Origin of the sequence: Mycobacterium botniense, assembly GCF_010723305.1 — a bacterium.
In the GTDB taxonomy this organism is placed as follows: Bacteria; Actinomycetota; Actinomycetes; order Mycobacteriales; family Mycobacteriaceae; genus Mycobacterium; species Mycobacterium botniense.
Genome location: NZ_BLKW01000002.1, coordinates 363,651 through 382,728, shown reverse-complemented (window position 1 = coordinate 382,728; position 19,078 = coordinate 363,651). Strand labels below are relative to the sequence as shown.

Annotated in this window: 17 protein-coding genes; 13 read left to right on the top strand and 4 right to left on the bottom strand. The window is 68.7% G+C overall.

Features of this window, described 5'->3' with window-relative positions; all coding sequences use genetic code 11:
* Nucleotides 1-103: 103 nt before the first annotated feature.
* Genes G6N08_RS02020 through truA form a run of 3 tightly spaced genes read left to right on the top strand, consistent with a single transcriptional unit; the run spans nt 104 to nt 2,671 of the window.
* Entirely contained in the window at nt 104-1,147 is a 1,044-nt protein-coding gene (locus G6N08_RS02020) for a DNA-directed RNA polymerase subunit alpha (protein ID WP_163753766.1), read from the top strand.
* A gap of 29 nt (nt 1,148-1,176) precedes the next feature.
* Complete coding sequence (rplQ, locus tag G6N08_RS02015; protein WP_163753765.1) at nt 1,177-1,752, top strand: 50S ribosomal protein L17; 576 nt, start codon at nt 1,177-1,179, stop codon at nt 1,750-1,752.
* 46 nt (nt 1,753-1,798) lie between these two features.
* Nucleotides 1,799-2,671: a tRNA pseudouridine(38-40) synthase TruA gene (truA, locus tag G6N08_RS02010; RefSeq protein WP_246216571.1), complete on the top strand. Its 873-nt coding sequence runs from the start codon at nt 1,799-1,801 to the stop codon at nt 2,669-2,671.
* Here the strand turns inward: truA and G6N08_RS02005 are convergent.
* Both G6N08_RS02005 and G6N08_RS02000 read right to left on the bottom strand, forming a co-directional pair.
* On the bottom strand, nt 2,668-3,261 hold the full coding sequence (locus tag G6N08_RS02005) for a cutinase family protein (protein WP_371868983.1): 594 nt from the start codon (nt 3,259-3,261) through the stop codon (nt 2,668-2,670). The genes truA and G6N08_RS02005 overlap by 4 nt on opposite strands.
* 162 nt (nt 3,262-3,423) lie before the next feature.
* Complete coding sequence (locus G6N08_RS02000) at nt 3,424-4,119, bottom strand: cutinase family protein (protein ID WP_163756542.1); 696 nt, start codon at nt 4,117-4,119, stop codon at nt 3,424-3,426.
* A 168-nt stretch (nt 4,120-4,287) separates the two neighbouring features.
* Between G6N08_RS02000 and eccB the strand changes: the two genes are divergently transcribed.
* Nucleotides 4,288-5,727 carry a type VII secretion protein EccB gene (eccB, locus tag G6N08_RS01995; RefSeq protein WP_163753761.1) on the top strand — a complete coding sequence of 480 codons (1,440 nt, stop codon included), beginning with the start codon at nt 4,288-4,290 and terminating at the stop codon, nt 5,725-5,727.
* Here the strand turns inward: eccB and mycP are convergent.
* Together mycP and eccD are read right to left on the bottom strand one after the other, a co-directional pair.
* Nucleotides 5,662-7,053 carry a type VII secretion-associated serine protease mycosin gene (mycP, locus tag G6N08_RS01990; protein ID WP_281352673.1) on the bottom strand — a complete coding sequence of 464 codons (1,392 nt, stop codon included), beginning with the start codon at nt 7,051-7,053 and terminating at the stop codon, nt 5,662-5,664. The two genes, eccB and mycP, sit on opposite strands and share 66 nt — an antisense overlap.
* On the bottom strand, nt 7,050-8,459 hold the full coding sequence (gene eccD, locus G6N08_RS01985) for a type VII secretion integral membrane protein EccD (protein WP_163753757.1): 1,410 nt from the start codon (nt 8,457-8,459) through the stop codon (nt 7,050-7,052). The genes mycP and eccD overlap by 4 nt, the downstream gene beginning before the upstream one ends.
* Before the next feature lie 121 nt (nt 8,460-8,580).
* Between eccD and eccCa the strand changes: the two genes are divergently transcribed.
* The 9 genes from eccCa to G6N08_RS01940 all read left to right on the top strand — a co-directional run bounded on the left by eccCa (nt 8,581) and on the right by G6N08_RS01940 (nt 18,991).
* Complete coding sequence (gene eccCa, locus G6N08_RS01980; protein WP_163753755.1) at nt 8,581-12,459, top strand: type VII secretion protein EccCa; 3,879 nt, start codon at nt 8,581-8,583, stop codon at nt 12,457-12,459.
* The gene (locus G6N08_RS01975; RefSeq protein ID WP_163753753.1) at nt 12,456-13,682 is read left to right on the top strand and encodes a type VII secretion-associated protein; all 1,227 of its coding nucleotides are present in this window, start codon (nt 12,456-12,458) and stop codon (nt 13,680-13,682) included. The genes eccCa and G6N08_RS01975 overlap by 4 nt, the downstream gene beginning before the upstream one ends.
* 120 nt (nt 13,683-13,802) lie before the next feature.
* The gene (locus G6N08_RS01970; RefSeq protein ID WP_163756540.1) at nt 13,803-14,102 is read left to right on the top strand and encodes a WXG100 family type VII secretion target; all 300 of its coding nucleotides are present in this window, start codon (nt 13,803-13,805) and stop codon (nt 14,100-14,102) included.
* 16 nt (nt 14,103-14,118) lie between these two features.
* A complete protein-coding gene (locus G6N08_RS01965) occupies nt 14,119-14,415 on the top strand; it encodes a WXG100 family type VII secretion target (protein WP_163753751.1) in 297 nt (98 codons plus the stop codon).
* Nucleotides 14,416-14,752: 337 nt separating this feature from the next.
* The gene (rplM, locus tag G6N08_RS01960) at nt 14,753-15,196 is read left to right on the top strand and encodes a 50S ribosomal protein L13 (RefSeq protein WP_163753749.1); all 444 of its coding nucleotides are present in this window, start codon (nt 14,753-14,755) and stop codon (nt 15,194-15,196) included.
* Nucleotides 15,193-15,672, top strand: a complete 480-nt coding sequence (gene rpsI, locus G6N08_RS01955; protein ID WP_163753747.1) for a 30S ribosomal protein S9 — start codon at nt 15,193-15,195, stop codon at nt 15,670-15,672. Before rplM ends, rpsI begins: the two co-directional genes overlap by 4 nt.
* A 117-nt stretch (nt 15,673-15,789) precedes the next feature.
* Nucleotides 15,790-17,127: a phosphoglucosamine mutase gene (glmM, locus tag G6N08_RS01950; RefSeq protein ID WP_163753745.1), complete on the top strand. Its 1,338-nt coding sequence runs from the start codon at nt 15,790-15,792 to the stop codon at nt 17,125-17,127.
* A gap of 81 nt (nt 17,128-17,208) precedes the next feature.
* Nucleotides 17,209-17,514 carry a type VII secretion target gene (locus G6N08_RS01945; protein WP_163753742.1) on the top strand — a complete coding sequence of 102 codons (306 nt, stop codon included), beginning with the start codon at nt 17,209-17,211 and terminating at the stop codon, nt 17,512-17,514.
* Nucleotides 17,515-17,518: 4 nt separating this feature from the next.
* The gene (locus G6N08_RS01940) at nt 17,519-18,991 is read left to right on the top strand and encodes a hypothetical protein (protein ID WP_163753740.1); all 1,473 of its coding nucleotides are present in this window, start codon (nt 17,519-17,521) and stop codon (nt 18,989-18,991) included.
* The last annotated feature ends 87 nt before the right edge of the window (nt 18,992-19,078 follow it).

The following is a 19,078-nucleotide window of genomic DNA, read 5'->3' as shown; positions in this document are numbered from 1 at the left end:
CCGCCACTGCCCCCAGCGGCGGGTACCCCGGAGCCGCGGCCGCGGCGACGGACCACCTGAGCGGCATCAAATGGCGGGTGCCGAGAAGGAGAGAAAGAAAACCATGCTGATCTCACAGCGACCCACCCTGTCCGAGGAGGTCCTCAGCGACAACCGGTCCCAGTTCGTCATCGAACCGCTGGAACCGGGTTTCGGCTACACCTTGGGCAATTCGCTGCGTCGCACACTGCTGTCGTCGATTCCCGGTGCGGCGGTCACCAGCATCCGCATCGACGGTGTGCTGCACGAGTTCACGACGGTGCCCGGGGTCAAAGAAGATGTCACTGAAATCATCTTGAATCTCAAGAGTCTGGTGGTGTCCTCCGATGAGGATGAGCCGGTGACGATGTATCTGCGCAAGCAGGGGCCGGGCGAGGTGACCGCGGGTGATATCGTGCCGCCGGCCGGGGTGACCGTTCATAACCCCGATATGCACATCGCCACGCTCAACGACAAGGGCAAGCTGGAGGTAGAGCTGGTGGTTGAGCGGGGCCGCGGCTATGTCCCAGCGGTGCAGAACAAGGCGTCCGGCGCTGAAATCGGTCGTATCCCCGTTGACTCCATCTACTCGCCGGTGCTCAAGGTGACCTACAAGGTGGAGGCGACGCGGGTCGAGCAGCGCACCGACTTTGACAAGCTGATCCTCGACGTGGAGACCAAAAGCTCGATCACCCCGCGGGACGCACTGGCTTCGGCGGGGAAGACTCTGGTCGAATTGTTCGGCCTGGCACGCGAACTCAACGTCGAAGCCGAGGGCATCGAGATCGGTCCGTCACCCGCGGAGGCCGACCATATTGCGGCGTTCTCGATGCCGATCGACGACCTGGACCTGACCGTGCGCTCCTATAACTGCCTCAAGCGCGAAGGAGTGCACACCGTCGGCGAGCTGGTGTCCCGCACCGAGTCGGACCTGCTCGACATTCGCAACTTCGGGCAGAAGTCCATCGACGAGGTCAAGGTCAAGCTGCACCAGCTGGGCCTCTCACTCAAGGACAGCCCGCCGAGTTTCGACCCGTCACAGGTCGCGGGCTACGATGCCGCCACCGGCAGCTGGTCGCATAACGGCGGCTACGACGACCAGGACTACGCCGAAACCGAACAGCTCTAGTAGCCCTGATTCAGACAGGAGCGTCATCAATGCCCAAGCCCACCAAGGGCCGTCGCCTCGGCGGGTCGTCCTCGCATCAGAAGGCGATGCTGGCCAACCTGGCCACGTCGTTGTTCGAATACGAGCGGATCAAGACCACTGAGCCCAAGGCCCGGGCCTTGCGTCCGTATGCGGAGAAGCTGATCACCCACGCCAAGAAGGGCACGCTGCACAACCGGCGAGAGGTGCTCAAGAAGATCCGCGACAAGGATGTGGTGCACAAGCTATTCGCCGAGATCGGGCCGTTCTTCGCCGACCGCAACGGCGGGTATACCCGGATCATCAAGGTTGAGGCTCGCCAGGGCGATAACGCGCCGATGGCCGTCATCGAACTGGTCCGCGAGAAAACGGTGACCGCAGAAGCCGACCGGGCCCGTCGAGCCGCGGCGCGGGCGACGACCAAGCAGGCCGACACCCGGCAACGCACGGCGCAGGAGGCCGACACGAAGCAGGCCAAGGTGACCGACGGTGCGGCCGAGATCGCCCAAGCGGAGCACACGCCGTCCGCTCAGGCGGAGGCCGCGGCTCCCGAGGCCGAGGGCGAGGACTCTGGCAAGTCCGAATAGCGCTGGGCCGGAAGGAGTTTCCACTCTGGGCCTACCGCCGAGCGGTGTGTCCGCTGTCGACACCGGTGGCGGGCATGTGCGTCTTCGGCTCGACATCGCTTACGACGGAACTGATTTCGCGGGCTGGGCGGTGCAGGCCGGTCGGCGCACCGTGTCGGGTGTGATCGACGAGGCGCTGTCGATGGTTTTCCGTACCCGGGTGCGGCTGCGTGGGGCCGGGCGCACCGATGCGGGTGTGCACGCTACCGGGCAGGTGGCCCACGTCGACGTCCCGGCAGATGTGCTGCCGAATGCCTATCCGCGGGCGCGCCGCACCTCCGAGCCGGAATTTCTGCCGCTCGTGCGCCGTCTCAGCCGGTTACTGCCCGCTGATGTGCGGGTTCGGCGGATCATCCGGGCACCGGCGGGTTTCGACGCGCGATTTTCGGCGCTGCGCCGCCACTACCGCTACCAACTCTCGACTGCGCCCTACGGCGTGGAGCCGCATCAGGCGCGCTACGTTGCGGCGTGGCCACGGCAGCTGGACGTCGAGGCGATGGCCGCCGCATCGCACGAGCTGATCGGGCTGCACGACTTCGCCGCATTCTGCCGCCATCGCGCCGGTGCCACGACGATCCGGGACCTGCAGCGGCTGGACTGGTCGCGCGACGGCGACCTGATCACCGCCCATGTCAGCGCCGATGCGTTCTGCTGGTCGATGGCACGGTCGGTGGTGGGGGCGCTGCTTGCGGTCGGCGAACATCGGCGCGACGCCGCCTGGTGCCGCGACCTGCTGGCAGCGACGCGGCGATCCAGCGACTTTACCGCCGCACCGGCGCACGGGCTGACATTGATCGGCGTGGACTACCCGCCCGACGGCGAACTGCACGCGCGAACGGCCGTCACCCGCGATGTGCGTCGTCGCGACGAGCTCAGCTAAAGCTTGCCCGCGATGAAGTCGGCGGCCTGATCGACCATGCCGGATTCGATATACGCGTGAGCACTGTGGTCGGGCCAGTTGCTCGACCAGGTATGGGGGTCGGCCGGAGTGCAGACGGGATCAGCACCGTGGCAGACCTCGATGGTCCGGTCGCGGTACAGCGGGCTGATGGCGGTGATAGGCGCCACCCACTGGCTTCCGTTGCCGAACAGTGCCACCGCGGCCACGTGCTGATCGGTGCCCGCCGGCAGGGGTCGGGTGAACCCCAACACCGGAGTGGAAACCGCGAGCACCACGTCGGTGACGGCCGCGCCGAGCGAGTAACCGCCGAGCACGAGTCGCGTGTCGGGGCAGGTGCTGGCCATGTACTGGATGTGGCCGCTCATGTCGTTGGCGCCCTGGGCCACATCGGTATTGGCCGCGTAGTTGACCGGGTAGACGCCAAGGTTCTTCGCGGGCATCCTCGACCGCAGCGCGCCGACGAGCGCGCTGCCGACCTGGCCGACGCCGGGCGGCTCCAGACGGCCCCGTGCGAACACCACCTCGGCGTCCGGGCACGATGCTGCCGCTGCCGTCGGGGCCAATACCATCGCAAGGGCGATCAGCGCCGCACACAACGCCGCGACCACCCGGCCGGCCGCACGGTTTGCGGCCACCGCAAGGCGATCCGCGGTGCGGGGCAAACCAGTCGACAACCCACTCATGGCGCGATAGCACCGGCCTCACCGATCGGGGCTCGCTCAGGCCGACCGTCACGTCGGTTGCGGCTGGCTGTCCCCGGGCAGATGCGGCTGGCCGGCTAACAGTCTGGCCGCGATGAACCTCGCCGCTTGGTCGGTGTACACGGGCACGTAGCCCTCGGTGTGCCCGCTCCACTGATTACCCGGTCCCGCGTGGCAGATCGGGTCGCTGGGGTTGCACACGTCGATGGTCTTGGACCCCAGCAGCTGGCTCTGGCTGGAAATCGGTGTGCCGGACCGGTCGGCGATGTTGCCGAAAGTGGCAAGCGCCACAACGTGGTCGGCATATTGGGCGGGCAGCGCATTACCCCAGGTGATACCCCCCACCGGAACCCCGGCGACGATATCCATCACCGAGGCGCCTTGCGAGTACCCGCCCAGCACGATCTTGGTGTTCGGGCATGTCTGGACGACGCTTTTGACCCGCGAAATGGTGTCGTTGGCGCCGTCGCCGCCACCAAGCTGGAGGCGGCCGGCGGGATAGTTCACGCCGTAGGCATCGATGTTCAGCCCGGTCTGCTCGCGCAGTGAATCGACCAACGCCTGCCCGACGCGTCCGACGCCGGGCGGCTCACTGGTGCCGCGGGCGAAAATCACCTCGACGTCGGGGCAATCCGTCGCAGCGGCCAGCGGTCCGCCGCCGGAAACGGCGCTTGGTGCCACCACCAGGACGCCGGCCGCGAGCAGCGCCGCGCCAGCCAGCCCCATAGCCCGGCCAGCCGGCCGCCAGGTGCCCGACCGGTAACGATGCCGGTCCGGGCGTCGGTGGCGGGCGATGCTCACAAGAAAATGCTACAGGTCGTTGTAGGGCTACGCGGTGCGCTGGGGATCGGCGTCGGCGCGGGCCCTGCCCGCGTCTTATTGTGAGGCCCAACGATGGCGAGGCACTCGGCGACGCGGCTGCAACTCAGCGGGTATCGATTTCTCATGCGCCGCATGGAGTGTGCATTGCTGCGCGCCGATCTGTGCACGGTCCATGAACCGGTCCGCGCGCCTGCACTGTCGTTGGCCGCCGGCGGTGTGCTGACGCTGGTCATTGTGATCGGATGCGCGGCGCTTGCCGTTCTGCGCCCGCAGGCAGCGTTGGGCAATGCGCCGATTGTGATGGACCACCAGTCCGGCGCGCTGTATGTGCGTGTCGGCGACACGGTGCATCCGGTGTTGAACCTGGCCTCGGCCCGATTGATCGCCGGGACGGCCGCCGACCCGCAACCGGTGAGCGAGTCTGAGCTTCGCCGGACCCCACGCGGGCCGCTGCTCGGCATTCCGGGAGCTCCGCAGCTGCTGGCGCCTCCGGTGGGTGAACCGGCCTGGACGATCTGCGACACCGACCACCGGGCATCGGCAGTCACCACGGTGATCGCCGGAACCCGTCCCGGACCGCCGGCCCGCAGGCTGTCTGCCCAGCAGAGCCTCCTGGTCGCCTCCGGCCCCGGCGCACCGGTTTATCTGCTCTACAACGGGCACCGGGCGGTGGTGAATCTATCCGACTTGACGGTTGTGCGTGCACTTCGCTTAGAAAGCGTTGCACCGCATAGTGTTTCGCGGATATTTCTCAACACGGTGCCGGAGGCGCCGCCGATCGAAGCTCCCCGGATCCCAGGTGCCGGCGGTCACGGGCCCGCCAAACTGTCGGGATTCCCGGTGGGAAGCGTGCTGCGCGTGGCGCGCGCCGACCGCGATGAATACTTCGTGGTGTTCAGCACCGGAGTCCAGCGCATAGGAGCGCTCGCCGCGGATTTGATCCGTCTGAGCGACTCGCAGGCCACCCACACCATCATCGCCGTCGCCCCCGACGTCATCAGCTCCAGTCCCGCGGTGGATGTCCTCCCGATGGCCACATTTCCGGATCAGGCGCCGACCCCGGCGGAGCGCGACGCCACCACGCTGTGCGTAACCTGGGCGCCGGCGCCGTCCGGCGGTAGCGGCATCTCCTTTTCCGCGGGCAGCGGTTTACCCCTTCCGGCCGGCCAAATACCGGTAACCCTGGCACAAGCTGACGCCGGTGGTCCCGCTGTGGACGCCGTCTATCTGCCACCCGGGCGCAGCGCTTATGTCTACGCCGCAGCCCTGACCGGCGATTACCTCCGCGCCGCAACCCGATACCTTGTCACCGACACCGGTGTGCGTTTCCCGATTCACGACGACCAGGCGGCACACGATCTGGGCCTGCCGGCGACGGCGGTGCCGGCGCCGTGGCCGTTGCTGGCGTCACTGCCCTGCGGGCCGGAGCTGCGCAGGGATAACGCGTCAGCCGGCTGGGATGCCGTCGTGCCCGGAGCCACCGGCGCCCCGCACCGCCCGCATCCGCGATAGCCGTCGGGCCGTGCCCAGGGCAAGCGCCGCCACCAGGGCCCCCAGACAGATCCCCGCGCCGGTGAGTGCGATGTGCGCGGCCCGACGGTCCGGCTGGCGGGTCGCCGGCGGTATCGGGATCGCCACCGGCGTGTTGTCACGCCGGGGGGCGGCCCCCGGCGGCGCATCCGTGCTGACCGCCGCCAGAGGATCGACAACGCCGTTGCCGACCAACGGGTCCCACCCGCCGGGCGGGTGATGCGCAGTGGCTTTGATGCGTTGCATTACCTGCCGTGCTGTCAATGACGGGAAGCGCGCGCGGATCAGCGCTGCCAGACCGCTGACAACCGGTGCGGCGTAACTGGTTCCGCAGAGCGGAACGGTGCCGTTTTCGACCCGTGCTGCGTTCACCACGCCGTCGCCCGCCGGGTTCAGAGAAAGCACCGCTTCACCGGGGGCGGCGACATCCACCCACGGCCCGGCGAGGGTGAACGCCGAGGGTGCGCCGTCGGTGTTCACCGAGCCCACGGTCAGCACATAGTCGTCGTACCATGCCGGGCTGACCGCGACCGTGACACTGTCCCAGGTCGGCTCGGTCCGCTGCGGCGGGCACTGCCCGGCACCACCGGTGTTGCCCGCGGCGGCGACGACGACAGCATTTTTGACGTCGACCGCGTAAGCCAGTGCGGCGCCCAGTGCGCGGTCCTCGAGTGTCGAGGTCACCGGAACGCAGGCCACCGAGGAGATATTGATCACCGATGCGCCCAGATCGGCTGCCGTGCGCACTGCTTTCGCCATGGTGTCGACATCGCCGAATCCGGTCCTGGAGCGGTCGCGAAGCGGGCCGAACTTGGTGCTGGACTGACGGATGCTGATCACGGTGGCTTCGGGAGCCACACCGCTGAAGCTGTCGGATTCCGAGTCCGCTGCCGCAGCGGCAATTCCGGCGACCACCGTGCCGTGTCCATCGCAATCTTGGGTGCCGTCACCGGTGAACACGTAGTCACCGCCGCCCACCAGGCCGGGCAGCTGCCGGTGCGGCGACACCCCGGTGTCGATGATCGCCACCCGCTGCCCCGACCCGCGCGTGAGTTGCCAGACCTGGGGTAGGGCAAGGCCTGCGAGCTGACTCGGAGCACCGCGGTCGCCGGCCCCGGAATCCGCCGACAGCACCGCGCACAGCTCGCGCTGGACGGTAGGTTCCGGTGGGGCCGGCCGGGCCGGTCCGGGCAGCCGGCTGTCGTCGACCGGTGGTGGCGAAACCGCCTGCGCCGTCGGCGCCAAACAGGGCGAAACCGTGGTGATCACCGTGACCGCCGCCACACGCAGTGCACGTGAGGTTGTCACGTCAGATTCAGATGACGGACGGTGCCGTAGAGGCCGCTGATCCAGCATGCCAGAGGGATCGCGGCGGCCCACAGCAGATACTCCAGGAGGTCAACGCGGAAGCGCGCCACAGGCGAGAATGCGATCGTCGGCGCGGTGAAACCCAGAAATAGCGCCGCTCCGGCCAGCATGATCGGCGCCGCAGCGATCCACGGGGCATACGACGGCCAAGCCGTCGCGGCTACCACCCAAGCAGCGCTGCTCGTGGCGATCGCGCTGCTCAGAAGCAGCACCCTTCGCCGGGTGTTCGCCTGTGCGCGCGCACGTAACAACAGCACAGCGCCCACCACTATGGCGAACACGACGCTGCCGAGGCGGGGTGCCCCGCTGCCGTGTACTCCGACAGCGGTGGCGACTGCGCCGGCACCGGCTGTCCAGCAGAACGCCCCGGTCAGCGTGGTCAGCCAACTATCCGCCCGAACCGCTTTGGCAGCCAGGCAATCCGCAGCCGGTACGGCACTATCTGCGTCGAGATCCGGCCAGGGTGACAACCCCGCCGCCACGATCGACACCCGCGCCGACGCTTCAAGCAGCCCAAGCGAGGCCACCGCCGCTGCCGAACTGAGGACGGTCAACGGAACCGCGGTGGTCACGGCGGCGACCGAACCGACGGCGACGACCACCGCGACGCAGGCTATCGACGCGAAACAGGGAGCGCTACAGCCGGTTACCAGTACAGTCAGCACCGAAGTGACAGCGGCTGCCGTGGCGGCGAGCAAGAGGTTGGGTGCGGCCGGTCCGCCCGGCACCGTGAAAAAGCCTGCTACAGCAGAGAATCCGACACCCAGCAGCCCCAGAGTCAGTGTGACCGCCTTGTCGCGATATGCCCGGTACGACAGCACCGAGGCCGACCATGTCACGCAACTGAGCACCGCCGCGACGCCAGCGGTGAGAAAAAGGTGGCGAGAACTGCTGGTAACAAACATGTTTCGCATCAACACAACGAAACCCGTACAGGCCAGCCAGCCCGCGGTCGCGGCACCCGTGAGCCGGGTCGCATTCGGGGTCCACGACCGGGTCACCGCACCAAGTGTGGTAGACATCGCCTCAGCCGTGTCGTCGACAGCCGGGGCGGGCGTCGGCTCGGTTGAGGAGCAGGTTAAAACAAGGAGTGTTCCGTCCCGGATATCGTTCTGTGCCAACGTTGTCGACGGGTCTAGCGGGGCCACCCCGGGCCGGGCCAGCTGGTAGCGTGTTGCCGCCGGTGCCGCCGGCGGATTGGGGCTGCGGTGGTCTGCGGCTGCCAGGATGTCGACGACCGCCGGTATCAGTGTCGCGACCGGCATTGCGGCGGGCACGGCCAGATCGACACGGTCAACACCGGCGTGAATGCAGACCCGGCGCACACCGGGATCGGATTCAGGCACCGCAAACCCCTTCCCGATACGGGTTCTCGTGTCGGCACCCTAGCCAGCACCCGCGCCGGGGGTATTCGCCCATCCCCAGCTGCGACTTGCGGCCGGTGTCTGCGCTGCTTACGGTGCCCGGATGGCTCAGGGCGACCGCGCCGGCGCGACGACAGGTTTCGTGCCGGCGCCGGGTACCGCGCCGCCGGCGGGTGCGACCGGTGAGATCACCGTCGCGGCGCCGCCGGAGCTGCCGCCGCGGACACGTTCACGCCTGTTGTCCCGGTTGGTGCCGCTGCTCACCTCGGCGGTGGTGCTGGTCATGATGACGGTGCTGGTGCGCCGGGGACCGGCGAGTGCACACGATCCGATGGTGCACCCGATGTTGTACGCATTGCCGGTGACGATTCTGGTGTCGGCGGCCGCGACATACGCGAGTGGACATGAGCGTCGGCGCGGTCACGAGATCGACTGCGACCGCGCCGACTACCTCAGCTACCTGAGCGGTCTGCGGGCCGCGGTAGCCCAAACCGCCGCAGCGCAGCGGCGATGGCTGGCCTGGCGTCATCCTGAGCCGGGCACACTGTGGACGTTGATCGGCAGCAGACGGATGTGGGAACGCCGGCCGGCCGACCAGGATTTCTGCCAGGTCCGGGTCGGAGTCGGGATCCGCGAAGCAGCGACGCGTTTGGTGCCCCCGAAGCCCGCGGGTCGCGCCGACCCGGTGACCGAGGCAGCGCTGCGCCGCTTCATCGGCACCTACTCGACGATCGCGGACGCGCCGATCACGGTCGCGCTCACCGGACTCGCCGTTGTCACGGTCGACGGCGATCCGGCCCGGGTGCGCGGGCTGCTGCGTGCGATGCTCTGTCAACTTGCGGTGCTGCACCCCCCGGACCTGCTGCTGATCGCGGGCGTGGTCAGCGACACCACTCGCCGCTATTGGGACTGGCTGAAGTGGCTGCCGCACAATCGGCATCCCACCCTCACCGATGCGATCGGTGCCGCCCGCATGGTGTATTCGTCGGTTGGCGAAGCGCAGAACCGGCTTGCGGGCCTCGCACCGCCGCACGTGGTGGTCGTCGTCGACGGCGGTGATCGGCTCGGCGGCCACCCGATCGCGGGATTCACCACCCTGGTGGCCGGCGACGGTGCGCACGCCCGGGCGGCCGCCGGCGGCGTGCGGCTGCACGTCACCGCTGAGAACCTGGTGATCCGGTACGGCGCCGACAACCGGCAGGTATGCGCGCGCCCGGACCGGCTCCACATGGTCGAGGCAGTGGAATGCGCACGGCGGCTGGGCGGCTACCACGTACTCAACAGCACCGGCAGCCTTGCGCGCAGCAGCGATTCACCCTGGCCGGACCTGCTTGGCATCAGCGACGTCACCGCATTCGATCCGATCGCCTTGTGGCGCAGCCGCAATCATCGTGATCGGCTGCGTGTGCCCATCGGTATCACGGAGGCGGGTGCCCCGTTGGAACTCGACATCAAGGAAGCAGCCGAGCACGGCACAGGCCCGCATGGCCTCTGCATCGGGGCGACAGGGTCGGGCAAATCAGAATTCCTCCGGACAGTCGCGCTGGGCATGATGGCCCGGCACCCCACCGACGTGCTCAACCTGGTGCTGGTGGATTTCAAGGGCGGCGCCACCTTCCTGCACCTGGAGCAGGCGCCGCACGTCGCCGCGGTGATCACCAATCTGTCTGATGAGGCTCAGCTGGTCGTCCGCATGCAGGACGCACTGGCGGGTGAGATGTACCGCCGCCAGCAGTTACTGCGGGCGGCGGGCAATTACGTGAGCTGCGCGGCGTATGAGCAGGCGCGGCGGGCGGGCACCCGCCTGCCCGCTCTGCCGGCTTTGTTCATCATTGTCGACGAGTTCTCCGAATTGCTGAGCCAGCACCCTGATTTCGCTGATCTGTTCGTGGCGATCGGGCGTCAGGGCCGGTCGCTGGGGATGCATCTGTTGTTAGCCAGTCAGCGGCTCGACGAGGGCAGACTGCGTGGGCTGGAATCACACCTGTCGTACCGGGTGTGCTTGAAAACGTTGTCCGCCAACGAGTCACGGCTGGCCTTGGGAACCGCGGACGCCTTCCAGTTGCCGAACACTCCGGGCGCCGGTGTACTCCGGACGGCCACCGGTGAGCTGATCCGCTTCCAGACGGCGTTCGTGTCAGGGCCTTGCCCGAAGCCCACTGCCGTTTCCGCGTCCAGCGGCGCGCCGGCTGCGCCATCGGTTCGGCTGTTCGGGGTGACTCCCGCCGGGCCGGTCACCGGCACAGCTGCCGCGCCGGACGACCAGCAGACCCCGCGTACTGTCCTGCAGGCGGTGGTGGATCGCCTCGCCGGTTGCGCACCGCGCGCGCACGAGGTGTGGCTGGCGCCGCTGGGATCGGCGCCAGCTTTGGACACCGTGCTTCGCGCGGCCACACCCGCTGACGTGGCCCCGGCGCGATTGGCGGTGCCCATCGGAATCGTCGATCGCCCGTTCGAGCAGCGCCGCACCCCTTTGATGGTCGACTTGTCCGGTGCGGCAGGCAATGTCGCAGTGGTTGGTGCACCTCGATCAGGTAAGTCGACGGCGGTGCGCACACTGATCACGGCGCTGTGCGTGACCCACAGTCCCGACCAGGTGCAGTTTTACTGTCTGGATTTCGGCGGCGGAGCGCTGGGCTCGGTGTGCGCGTTGCCCCATGTCGGATCGGTAGCCGGGCGCGCGGAGCCGCAACGGGTCACCCGCACGATCGCTGAACTGGAGTCGATCGTGCGCTCCCGGGAAGTCTTTTTTCGCGACCACGGTATCAGCTCGATCACCCAGTATCGGGGCCTGCAGTCCGCCGCCGGCACCGCCCGGCCGGCCGACATCTTTCTGGTCATCGACGGATGGGCGGGCTTGTGCCGCGAGTTCGACAGACTCGAGCCGGCCGTCACTGCACTTGCGGCGCAGGGGCTTTCGTTCGGGGTGCACGTGGTGTTAACGGCGTCGCGCTGGGCGGAGATCAGATCCGGTCTCAAAGACCAGATCGGCACCCGGATCGAGTTGCGGTTGGGTGATCCCGCCGATTCCGAAATGGATCGTAAGCGAGCATGCCACGTTCCGGCCGGTTGCCCGGGCCGGGGACTCTCACCCGAAGGGCTGCACATGGTGGTCGCCCTGCCGCGGCTGGACGGGCTGGACTCAACCGCGGGGCTTTCCGAAGCCAGCGTCGAGGTGGCTGAGGAATTGCGGCGCCGCCACGGCCGATCCGTCGCACCGCCGATACCGTTGCTGCCCACGCAGGTGGATCACGCCGTCGTCGTCGACCGAGCCGGCGACCGGCTGCGCACCCAGATCCTAATCGGGCTCGAAGATCGCCAACTACAGCCTGTCCCAGTCGATTTCGACCAACATGAGCACATGTTGATTCTCGGCGACAACCGGTGCGGCAAGACCAGCGCGCTACGCACACTGTGCCGCGAGATTGTCCGGACCACCACGCCCGCGCAGGCGCAGCTGTTCGTTGTCGACGCCCGGCGCAGCCTGCTCGGCGTGGTCGAATCCGAGCACCTCGGCGGCTACGCCATCTCGGTGACAGCGCTGAGGGCACTGCTTCCTGAGGTGCTGGAGCTACTACAGCGGCGGATGCCACCACCCCGGGTTACCCAGGCGCAGCTGCGGGCACGATCCTGGTGGTCGGGTCCGGAGGTCTATGTCATTGTCGACGACTACGACTTGGTCGCCACCGCCGCGGGCAACCCGTTGACGCCGATTAGCGAATACCTCCCGTATGCAAGGGATCTCGGTTTACATCTGGTGATCGCACGCCGTAGCGGCGGCGCAGCGCATGGGCTGTTCGAGCCGCTGCTCGCGGCGCTCCGCGACTCAGGTTGCCTGGCTTTGCTCATGAGCGGGCACCCCGAGGAGGGACCGGTGATCGGGTCCGCTCGTTTCGCCCCGCTGCCGCCGGGGCGCGGCATTCTGGTTGCGGGTCACGGTGACGAGCAGCTGGTGCAGGTCGGCTGGAGCCCGCCGCCGTGAGCGCGCACCGCGTCGTCATCGAGGCGGGTCCGGGTGCTGTGCGCCGATTATGTTGCGGTGGTGCAGTGGTCGCCGACGCCGAACTGGCCGACACCGCGCTGGATGCCATCGATGACGCGGTCGGGCTGGTCGACGGCCATCCGGTTGCTGTTGAGGCGGTGTGGTCGGCGGTGCTGGGGTCGTTGGACTGCGGGCGCGCAGATGCCGTGCTGCTCGTCCACCCGTCGTGGTGGGCGACATGGCGTGTGGACATGGTCAGCGCCGCGGCCGGGGCGATCGCCGGTGACGTGGTGGCGCGGCCGCGGTCCTGGCTCCTGGCTCAGGCGGTCGCAGACCCGCAACCGGTGGTGGTTGAGGTCGCCGAGCGGGTGGTCGTCGTCACCGGTTGCGCGGTGGCGGCGGTTCCCCGCAGCGGTGAGCCGCACACCGTGGCCGACACGGTGGCGCAGGCTGTCACCCGCACAAGCCGGGGCGGCCCGGTTGTTGTCGTGATCGACGCGCCCGGCACGATCACCGCGGCAGCCGGCCTGGCGGCGTTGATCGCGGAGGCACTACGCGGCACCGAAGCCGGGTGCAGCGTGGTGGAAGTCGGTGATGCGGGGCTGCAGCGGCTGGTCAAAAAGCACATTGCGGCCAGGCCGGCGCCGGCCCAACCCGCCGACTCACCCCGGCATACCCTGCGCCGTCGCGGGGTGTGGGCGACGATGTCGCTTGCCGGTGTGGCGTCGGCTGCCGCGGTGTTGGCGATCCCAGGTCATCGCGAGCTGCCGGCGCAGACGGAGCCGACGACCTTTCTGGTCGAGGGTCGGGTAGCGTTGACGGTTCCGGCGCACTGGGCGGTCCAGCGTATTGTCGGCGGGCCCGGCTCCCCGCGGGTGCGAGTCAGTGCACCCGGGGATCCCGAGGTGGCGCTGCATGTGACGCAATCGCCGGTGGCCGGGGAAACACTGGCCCGCACCGCGGAAACGTTGAAACAGGCGATCGATGCGCAGCCGGCCGGTGTTTTCGTCGACTTCAACCCGGCCGGGCAGACCGCCGGGCGACCCGCAGTCACCTACCGCGAAGTGCGCACCGGACACGACATCCGGTGGACCGTGCTACTCGACGGTGCGGTGCGGATCAGCGTGGGCTGCCAAAGCCCGCCCGGCGGAGAGCAACTCGTGCGTGAAGCCTGCGAGCAGGCGGTGCGGTCGGCCCGCGCCCTGAACCGGTCGGCGAGTTGACCGATTTGCCGGGAACCACACGGCAGTCCGCGGGGTCATAGCTGTTATCCGGCGCGAGAAGTCCTCGCGAACAGGTAAGCGTAAGGGGAGCACGTGAGCGCACCGGCAGGTGTCAACACCCTGCGCACCGACTTCGATCTGATGCGGTCGGTCGCGGCTATGACAGACACCCGGAATGAGGAGATCAGGGCGATGTTACACGCCTTTATCGGGCGCATGAGCAGTGTGCCGCCGTCAGCGTGGCACGGTGTCGCGGCCATGCGGTTCAAAGACATCATGAGCCGCTGGAATGCTGAGACGATCAAGCTGCACCAAGCGCTGCACACCATCGCCGAAACCATCCGGCACAACGCGGCCGTGCTGCAGCAGGCGAGTGAGAACCACGCGCATCACATCACGGCTGCCAGCGGACACCTGTGAGTCGAGGTCACCGCCCATGGACCCGGTGTTGTCGTACAACTTTGACGAACTCGAGTACGCCGTCCGTCAGGACATCCATACCACCGCGGCCCGGTTGACTGCCGCACTACAGGAGCTGCGCGCGCAGATCGCGCCGCTGCAGCAACAGTGGACCCGAGAAGCCGCCGAAGCGTACCGCCTCGAGCAGCTGAGGTGGCACCACGCGGCCGCTGCGCTCAACGAGATACTGATCAACCTTGGCAACGCGGTGCGCGATGGTGCCACCGAGATGGCCGACGCCGACCGGCAGGCGGCGAGCAGTTGGGCAGGCTAGCGGGAACGCGGCGGACCACCGACTCTGTGCGGCCCCGACGGAGGAGAGCGTCGGGGCCCACAGTCACCTGCCCGACACATGGCCCACGTGCGGTGATGACGCGGCCTCTCCCGGCACGAGGCCCGTCCCGGGCACGTATTTTGACCTGCACGGATGCCCGCCGGTAAGCTGCTGCGTTGGCGTGCGGTACGCCGGGACGGCGACGGAATGCTGGCAACAACTCCCGGCGTAGGCCGGGAACTGGGCCAGTGCTGGTCGCCGAGAACATCCCATCGCCCACGCTGGACCGGTCCCCGGCTGATGCCGGGATCCACCCTGAGAGAAGAAGGTAAGCGCTGTGCCTACTTACACGCCGAAGGCGGGTGACGTCACGCGGTCGTGGTATGTCATCGACGCTACGGACGTGGTGCTCGGCCGCCTTGCCGCCGCGGCGGCCACCCTGCTGCGCGGTAAGCACAAGCCGACGTTCACCCCCCACGTCGACGGCGGCGATTTCGTCATCGTCGTCAACGCCGACAAGGTTGCCCTCAGTGGCGACAAGCTCAAGAGCAAGCTGGTCTATCGCCACTCGGGGTATCCCGGCGGGTTGCGTAAACGCACGCTCGGGGAGCTGATGCACAAACACCCTGATCGCGTGGTCGAAAAGGCGATCGTCGGCATGCTGCCCAAGAACAAGCTCAGGCGGAAAATCAAGCGCAAACTGCGGGTCTACGCCGGCCCCGTGCACCCGCACACCGCTCAGCAGCCCATTCCGTACGAGATCAAGCAGGTAGCGCAATGACCGCAGGCACCGAAACCAGCGACGCCGCGACCGCCGAGACCTTCGCGGCCCCGGCGCCGGCGGGCTCCCCGGCGGAGTCCTTCGTATTCGAGCGCCCGATCCAGACCGTGGGCCGCCGCAAAGAGGCTGTCGCCCGGGTGCGGCTGGTTCCCGGCAGCGGCAAGTTCGACCTGGACGGGCGCAGCCTGGAAGACTACTTCCCCAACAAAGTGCACCAGCAACTGATCAAGGCACCGCTGGTCACCGTGGACCGGCTGCACAGTTTCGATATCTTTGCTCATCTCGACGGCGGGGGACAGTCGGGGCAGGCCGGCGCGCTGCGGCTCGCCATCGCCCGGGCGTTGATTGTGGCCTCGCCCGAGGACCGGCCCGCCCTGAAAAAGGCGGGGTTTCTCACCCGTGATTCGCGGGCTACGGAGCGCAAAAAGTACGGGTTGAAGAAGGCTCGCAAAGCCCCGCAGTACAGCAAACGCTGACCGGCGATCACGGTCGAGCCGCGAGCGTGCCACGTTGTACGCAACGTGCGGCGTGTCGGCGGACAAACACGCACCCTCACGGCACAAAGGGAGTGCACCTATGAGAGGTTTGTCCGCATGGGTCGACTTTTCGGCACCGACGGGGTGCGCGGGGTTGCCAACCGGGAGCTGACCGCTGAGCTTGCCCTGGGCCTGGGCGCTGCAGCGGCGCGCCGACTGGCCGGCTCGACCGCCGCCCGCCGCAGCGTCGCCGTGGTCGGCCGGGATCCGCGGGCCAGCGGGGAGATGCTGGAGGCTGCGGTCATCGCGGGCCTGACCAGCGAGGGTGTTGACGCGTTGCGGGTCGGCGTGCTCCCGACTCCCGCGGTGGCATATCTGACCAGTGCCTACGACGCCGACTTCGGCGTGATGATCTCGGCCTCACATAACCCGATGCCCGACAACGGCATCAAGATCTTCGGGCCGGGCGGGCACAAACTCGACGACGCCACCGAGGACCAGATCGAAGATCTGCTGGCCACCGGTCCGGGTCTGCGTGCAGTCGGGGCGGGGATCGGCCGAGTCGTCGACGCCCGGGACGCGATGGATCGTTATCTACAGCAGGTGGGCAAGGCCTGCCCGGTCCGGCTCGACGGCCTGAGCGTGGTCGTCGACTGCGCCCACGGCGCAGCGTCGGTGGCTGCCCCGCGCGCATACCGCGCTGCCGGTGCCCGGGTGATCGCCATCAACGCCGAACCCGACGGGCTGAACATCAACGACCGTTGCGGGTCCACGCACCTGGAATCACTGCGGGCCGCGGTGCTGGCGCACGGCGCCGATCTGGGACTGGCGCACGATGGCGATGCCGACCGCTGTCTGGCGGTCGACGCCGCCGGCCAGGTGGTCGACGGGGACGCGATCATGGTGGTGCTGGCGCTGGCCATGCAGGAAGCCGGTGAGCTTGCGTCCAACACGCTGGTGGTCACCGTGATGAGCAACGTGGGGCTGCACCTGGCCATGCGCAAGGCCGGTATCACCGTGCGGACCACCGACGTCGGTGACCGCTACGTTCTTGAGGAGTTACGGGCCGGCGACTACCGGCTGGGCGGCGAGCAATCCGGGCATATTGTGATGCCGGCGCTGGCCACCACCGGTGACGGTATCCTCACCGGGCTGCGGCTGATGTCACGGATGGCGCAGACCGGCTCATCGCTGGCCGCTCTCGCCTCGGCGATGCACGCGTTGCCGCAGGTGCTGATCAACGTCGAGGTCGCCGACAAGGCCGCAGCGGTTGCGTCGCCCGCTGTGCAGGCCGCGGTCCGGCACGCCGAAGCCCAGCTCAAAGACACCGGCCGGATCCTGCTGCGCCCCTCGGGAACAGAACAGGTGATCCGGGTGATGGTGGAAGCTACTGATCGAGACGTCGCGCGCCGGCTCGCGGCCACGGTCGCCGATTCGGTAACCGCCTCCGCCTGAGGCCCCGACGGCCCCGGCCGACGGGTGCGTCGCCGCCATAGGCCGGGAACCACATGCCGGTCCGGCGCATCCTAGCCGGGTATGGGACAGCCAGACCGGACCGCTATCGACGTCGGCGCGTTGCGGGCGCTCGCCAACCGATTCGACACCACCGCGCAGATGCTCGACGAGGCGGCACGCAACCAGTCGGCGGGTTTGGTTTTCGCCGGGGCAACAGCCGGGCGGGCGCACCGCGCCCGCGGTGCGGAGCTGCGCGCCGCGCTGGAGCGGTTGGCGGCCGAGGTGTCGCGGTGGTCACACACCACCGCCGTGATCGCCGACGCGCTGCGGGCCACCGCGGACCGCTATACCCACACCGAGCTGCGCGTCGCGGCCAGGATCGACTGACCCGGTGGCGGGGCGGTTCGAGGTCGCGGCCCGCCTGGCCGAGGGCCGGCCGGCAGCCGAACACACCCAGCGCTATGTGTGGGCCTGCGGTCGGCTCGGTTATCACCATCCGGACCTGACCACCCACGAATCACAGGTCCGCGACTGGTATGACACCGAGTACGGTCTTGACCTGCATGCCCTCGACAGTGACTGCGCGCTGCTGTGGGCGGTGCGCACCGCGGCCGAGGACGCGCTGCGGCTGCAGCGGGCGCTGGTGGCCGAGCTTGCCGCGGCCTGGACCGGGCCGGGAGCCGACTCGGCGATCCGGTTTGTGCAGCGTCATTGTGACGCCGGCGGCGCGGTGGTCGCTGCTTTGGGCGCGGCGGCCGAAGGGTGCGCGGCCCTGCGCGACGGGCTGTGGCAGCTGGTCGACTCCAAGGTTGCGGCGGCCGTGGCCATCGACGACCGCAGCCTGGCGCAACGGCCGGCATGGTTGGCCGCCGCCCGGGCCGTGACAACCGGCGCGGGAGACGTGGACGCGGCCGAAAAGATCGTCGATCAGGAAGTAAAACCGTATGTGGACACCGATATCCGGATCGACTGGCTGACCGAAATGTGCGCGGCCCGAGCCGCGGTAGCGGCATCGTATGACACGCTGATCCACCGGTTGTTGACCGCGCCCACGAGGTGTTTCGAACTTCCCGGTGATCTCGGCTCAGACCGCCCGGTGCCGCCGCAGGAGCCGGGGGACGGTGATGGGGCTGCCGGTGTTGCGCCGGTCACGGCGCCCGCGGCGCTTTCCGCCGGCGACAGGGCAGCAGCATCGGCGCCGGATAGTGCCGAGGCTGCCGCGCGGTTACTCCCACCGGCGGGTTCAGCGGTGGATACCATGCCGCCGACCTCCCCGCCGCCGGCCGGCCCCCGAGATTTCGCCCCCGCGCCGCCCGGGTTGGAAGCGTTTCCCGGGATGCCCGCCGGGACACCGGCGGCGGCCGATGGTCTGGGTGATTCCGGCGCCTTCGGCGGTGTGGGCAGCCTTGGCAGTCTGGTCGGACAGATCGCCGGGGCGATCGGTGGTCTGCTGGCTTCGCTGACTGCGGGCGTGGCCGACTCCCTGGCGGCCGACTCGTCACCTGACGGCCTGCTCGACGGGGACGCTGCGCTCGACGACGATGTGCCCGCCGAGCCTGCCGAGGAGCCCGGCGAGAAAGCCGACGGCCAGTCCGGCGCACCGCCCGGCCAGCCACCCGATGGGCAGGCCGACGAGCCCGAGGGCGGTGACATCGCGGCCGCTGAGCCGGTTGCGGCCAGTGCCTCGGGCAGCCGCCCCGGGGACACCACAGACCAGCAGCCCAACCCCTCCCCGGCGGAGCCGCCGTCCACCGCTGCACCGCCCGATGGCGGACCACCCCCATCCCCACCACCACAGTCACAGCCCGGCGGATCAACGCCCTGCGAAATCGCCGCCGACGAGCTTCCCCAGGCGGGGCAGTGACCACGCTGACCCGCCACCGGCCCGGACGGTCACCCCGGCAGCACCTGCTGGGGCTGCTCGAGACAGCGCGCCGCTTCGGCATGCGCT

Coding starts and splice junctions, on each gene's coding strand:
- G6N08_RS02020 (WP_163753766.1), top strand. CDS start 104: ATGCTGATCTCACAGCGACCCACCCTGTCCGAGGAGGTCCTCAGCGAC.
- rplQ (WP_163753765.1), top strand. CDS start 1,177: ATGCCCAAGCCCACCAAGGGCCGTCGCCTCGGCGGGTCGTCCTCGCAT.
- G6N08_RS02005 (WP_371868983.1), bottom strand. CDS start 3,261: ATGGTATTGGCCCCGACGGCAGCGGCAGCATCGTGCCCGGACGCCGAG.
- G6N08_RS02000 (WP_163756542.1), bottom strand. CDS start 4,119: ATGGGGCTGGCTGGCGCGGCGCTGCTCGCGGCCGGCGTCCTGGTGGTG.
- eccB (WP_163753761.1), top strand. CDS start 4,288: ATGGCGAGGCACTCGGCGACGCGGCTGCAACTCAGCGGGTATCGATTT.
- eccCa (WP_163753755.1), top strand. CDS start 8,581: ATGGCTCAGGGCGACCGCGCCGGCGCGACGACAGGTTTCGTGCCGGCG.
- G6N08_RS01965 (WP_163753751.1), top strand. CDS start 14,119: ATGGACCCGGTGTTGTCGTACAACTTTGACGAACTCGAGTACGCCGTC.
- rpsI (WP_163753747.1), top strand. CDS start 15,193: ATGACCGCAGGCACCGAAACCAGCGACGCCGCGACCGCCGAGACCTTC.
- glmM (WP_163753745.1), top strand. CDS start 15,790: ATGGGTCGACTTTTCGGCACCGACGGGGTGCGCGGGGTTGCCAACCGG.
- G6N08_RS01945 (WP_163753742.1), top strand. CDS start 17,209: ATGGGACAGCCAGACCGGACCGCTATCGACGTCGGCGCGTTGCGGGCG.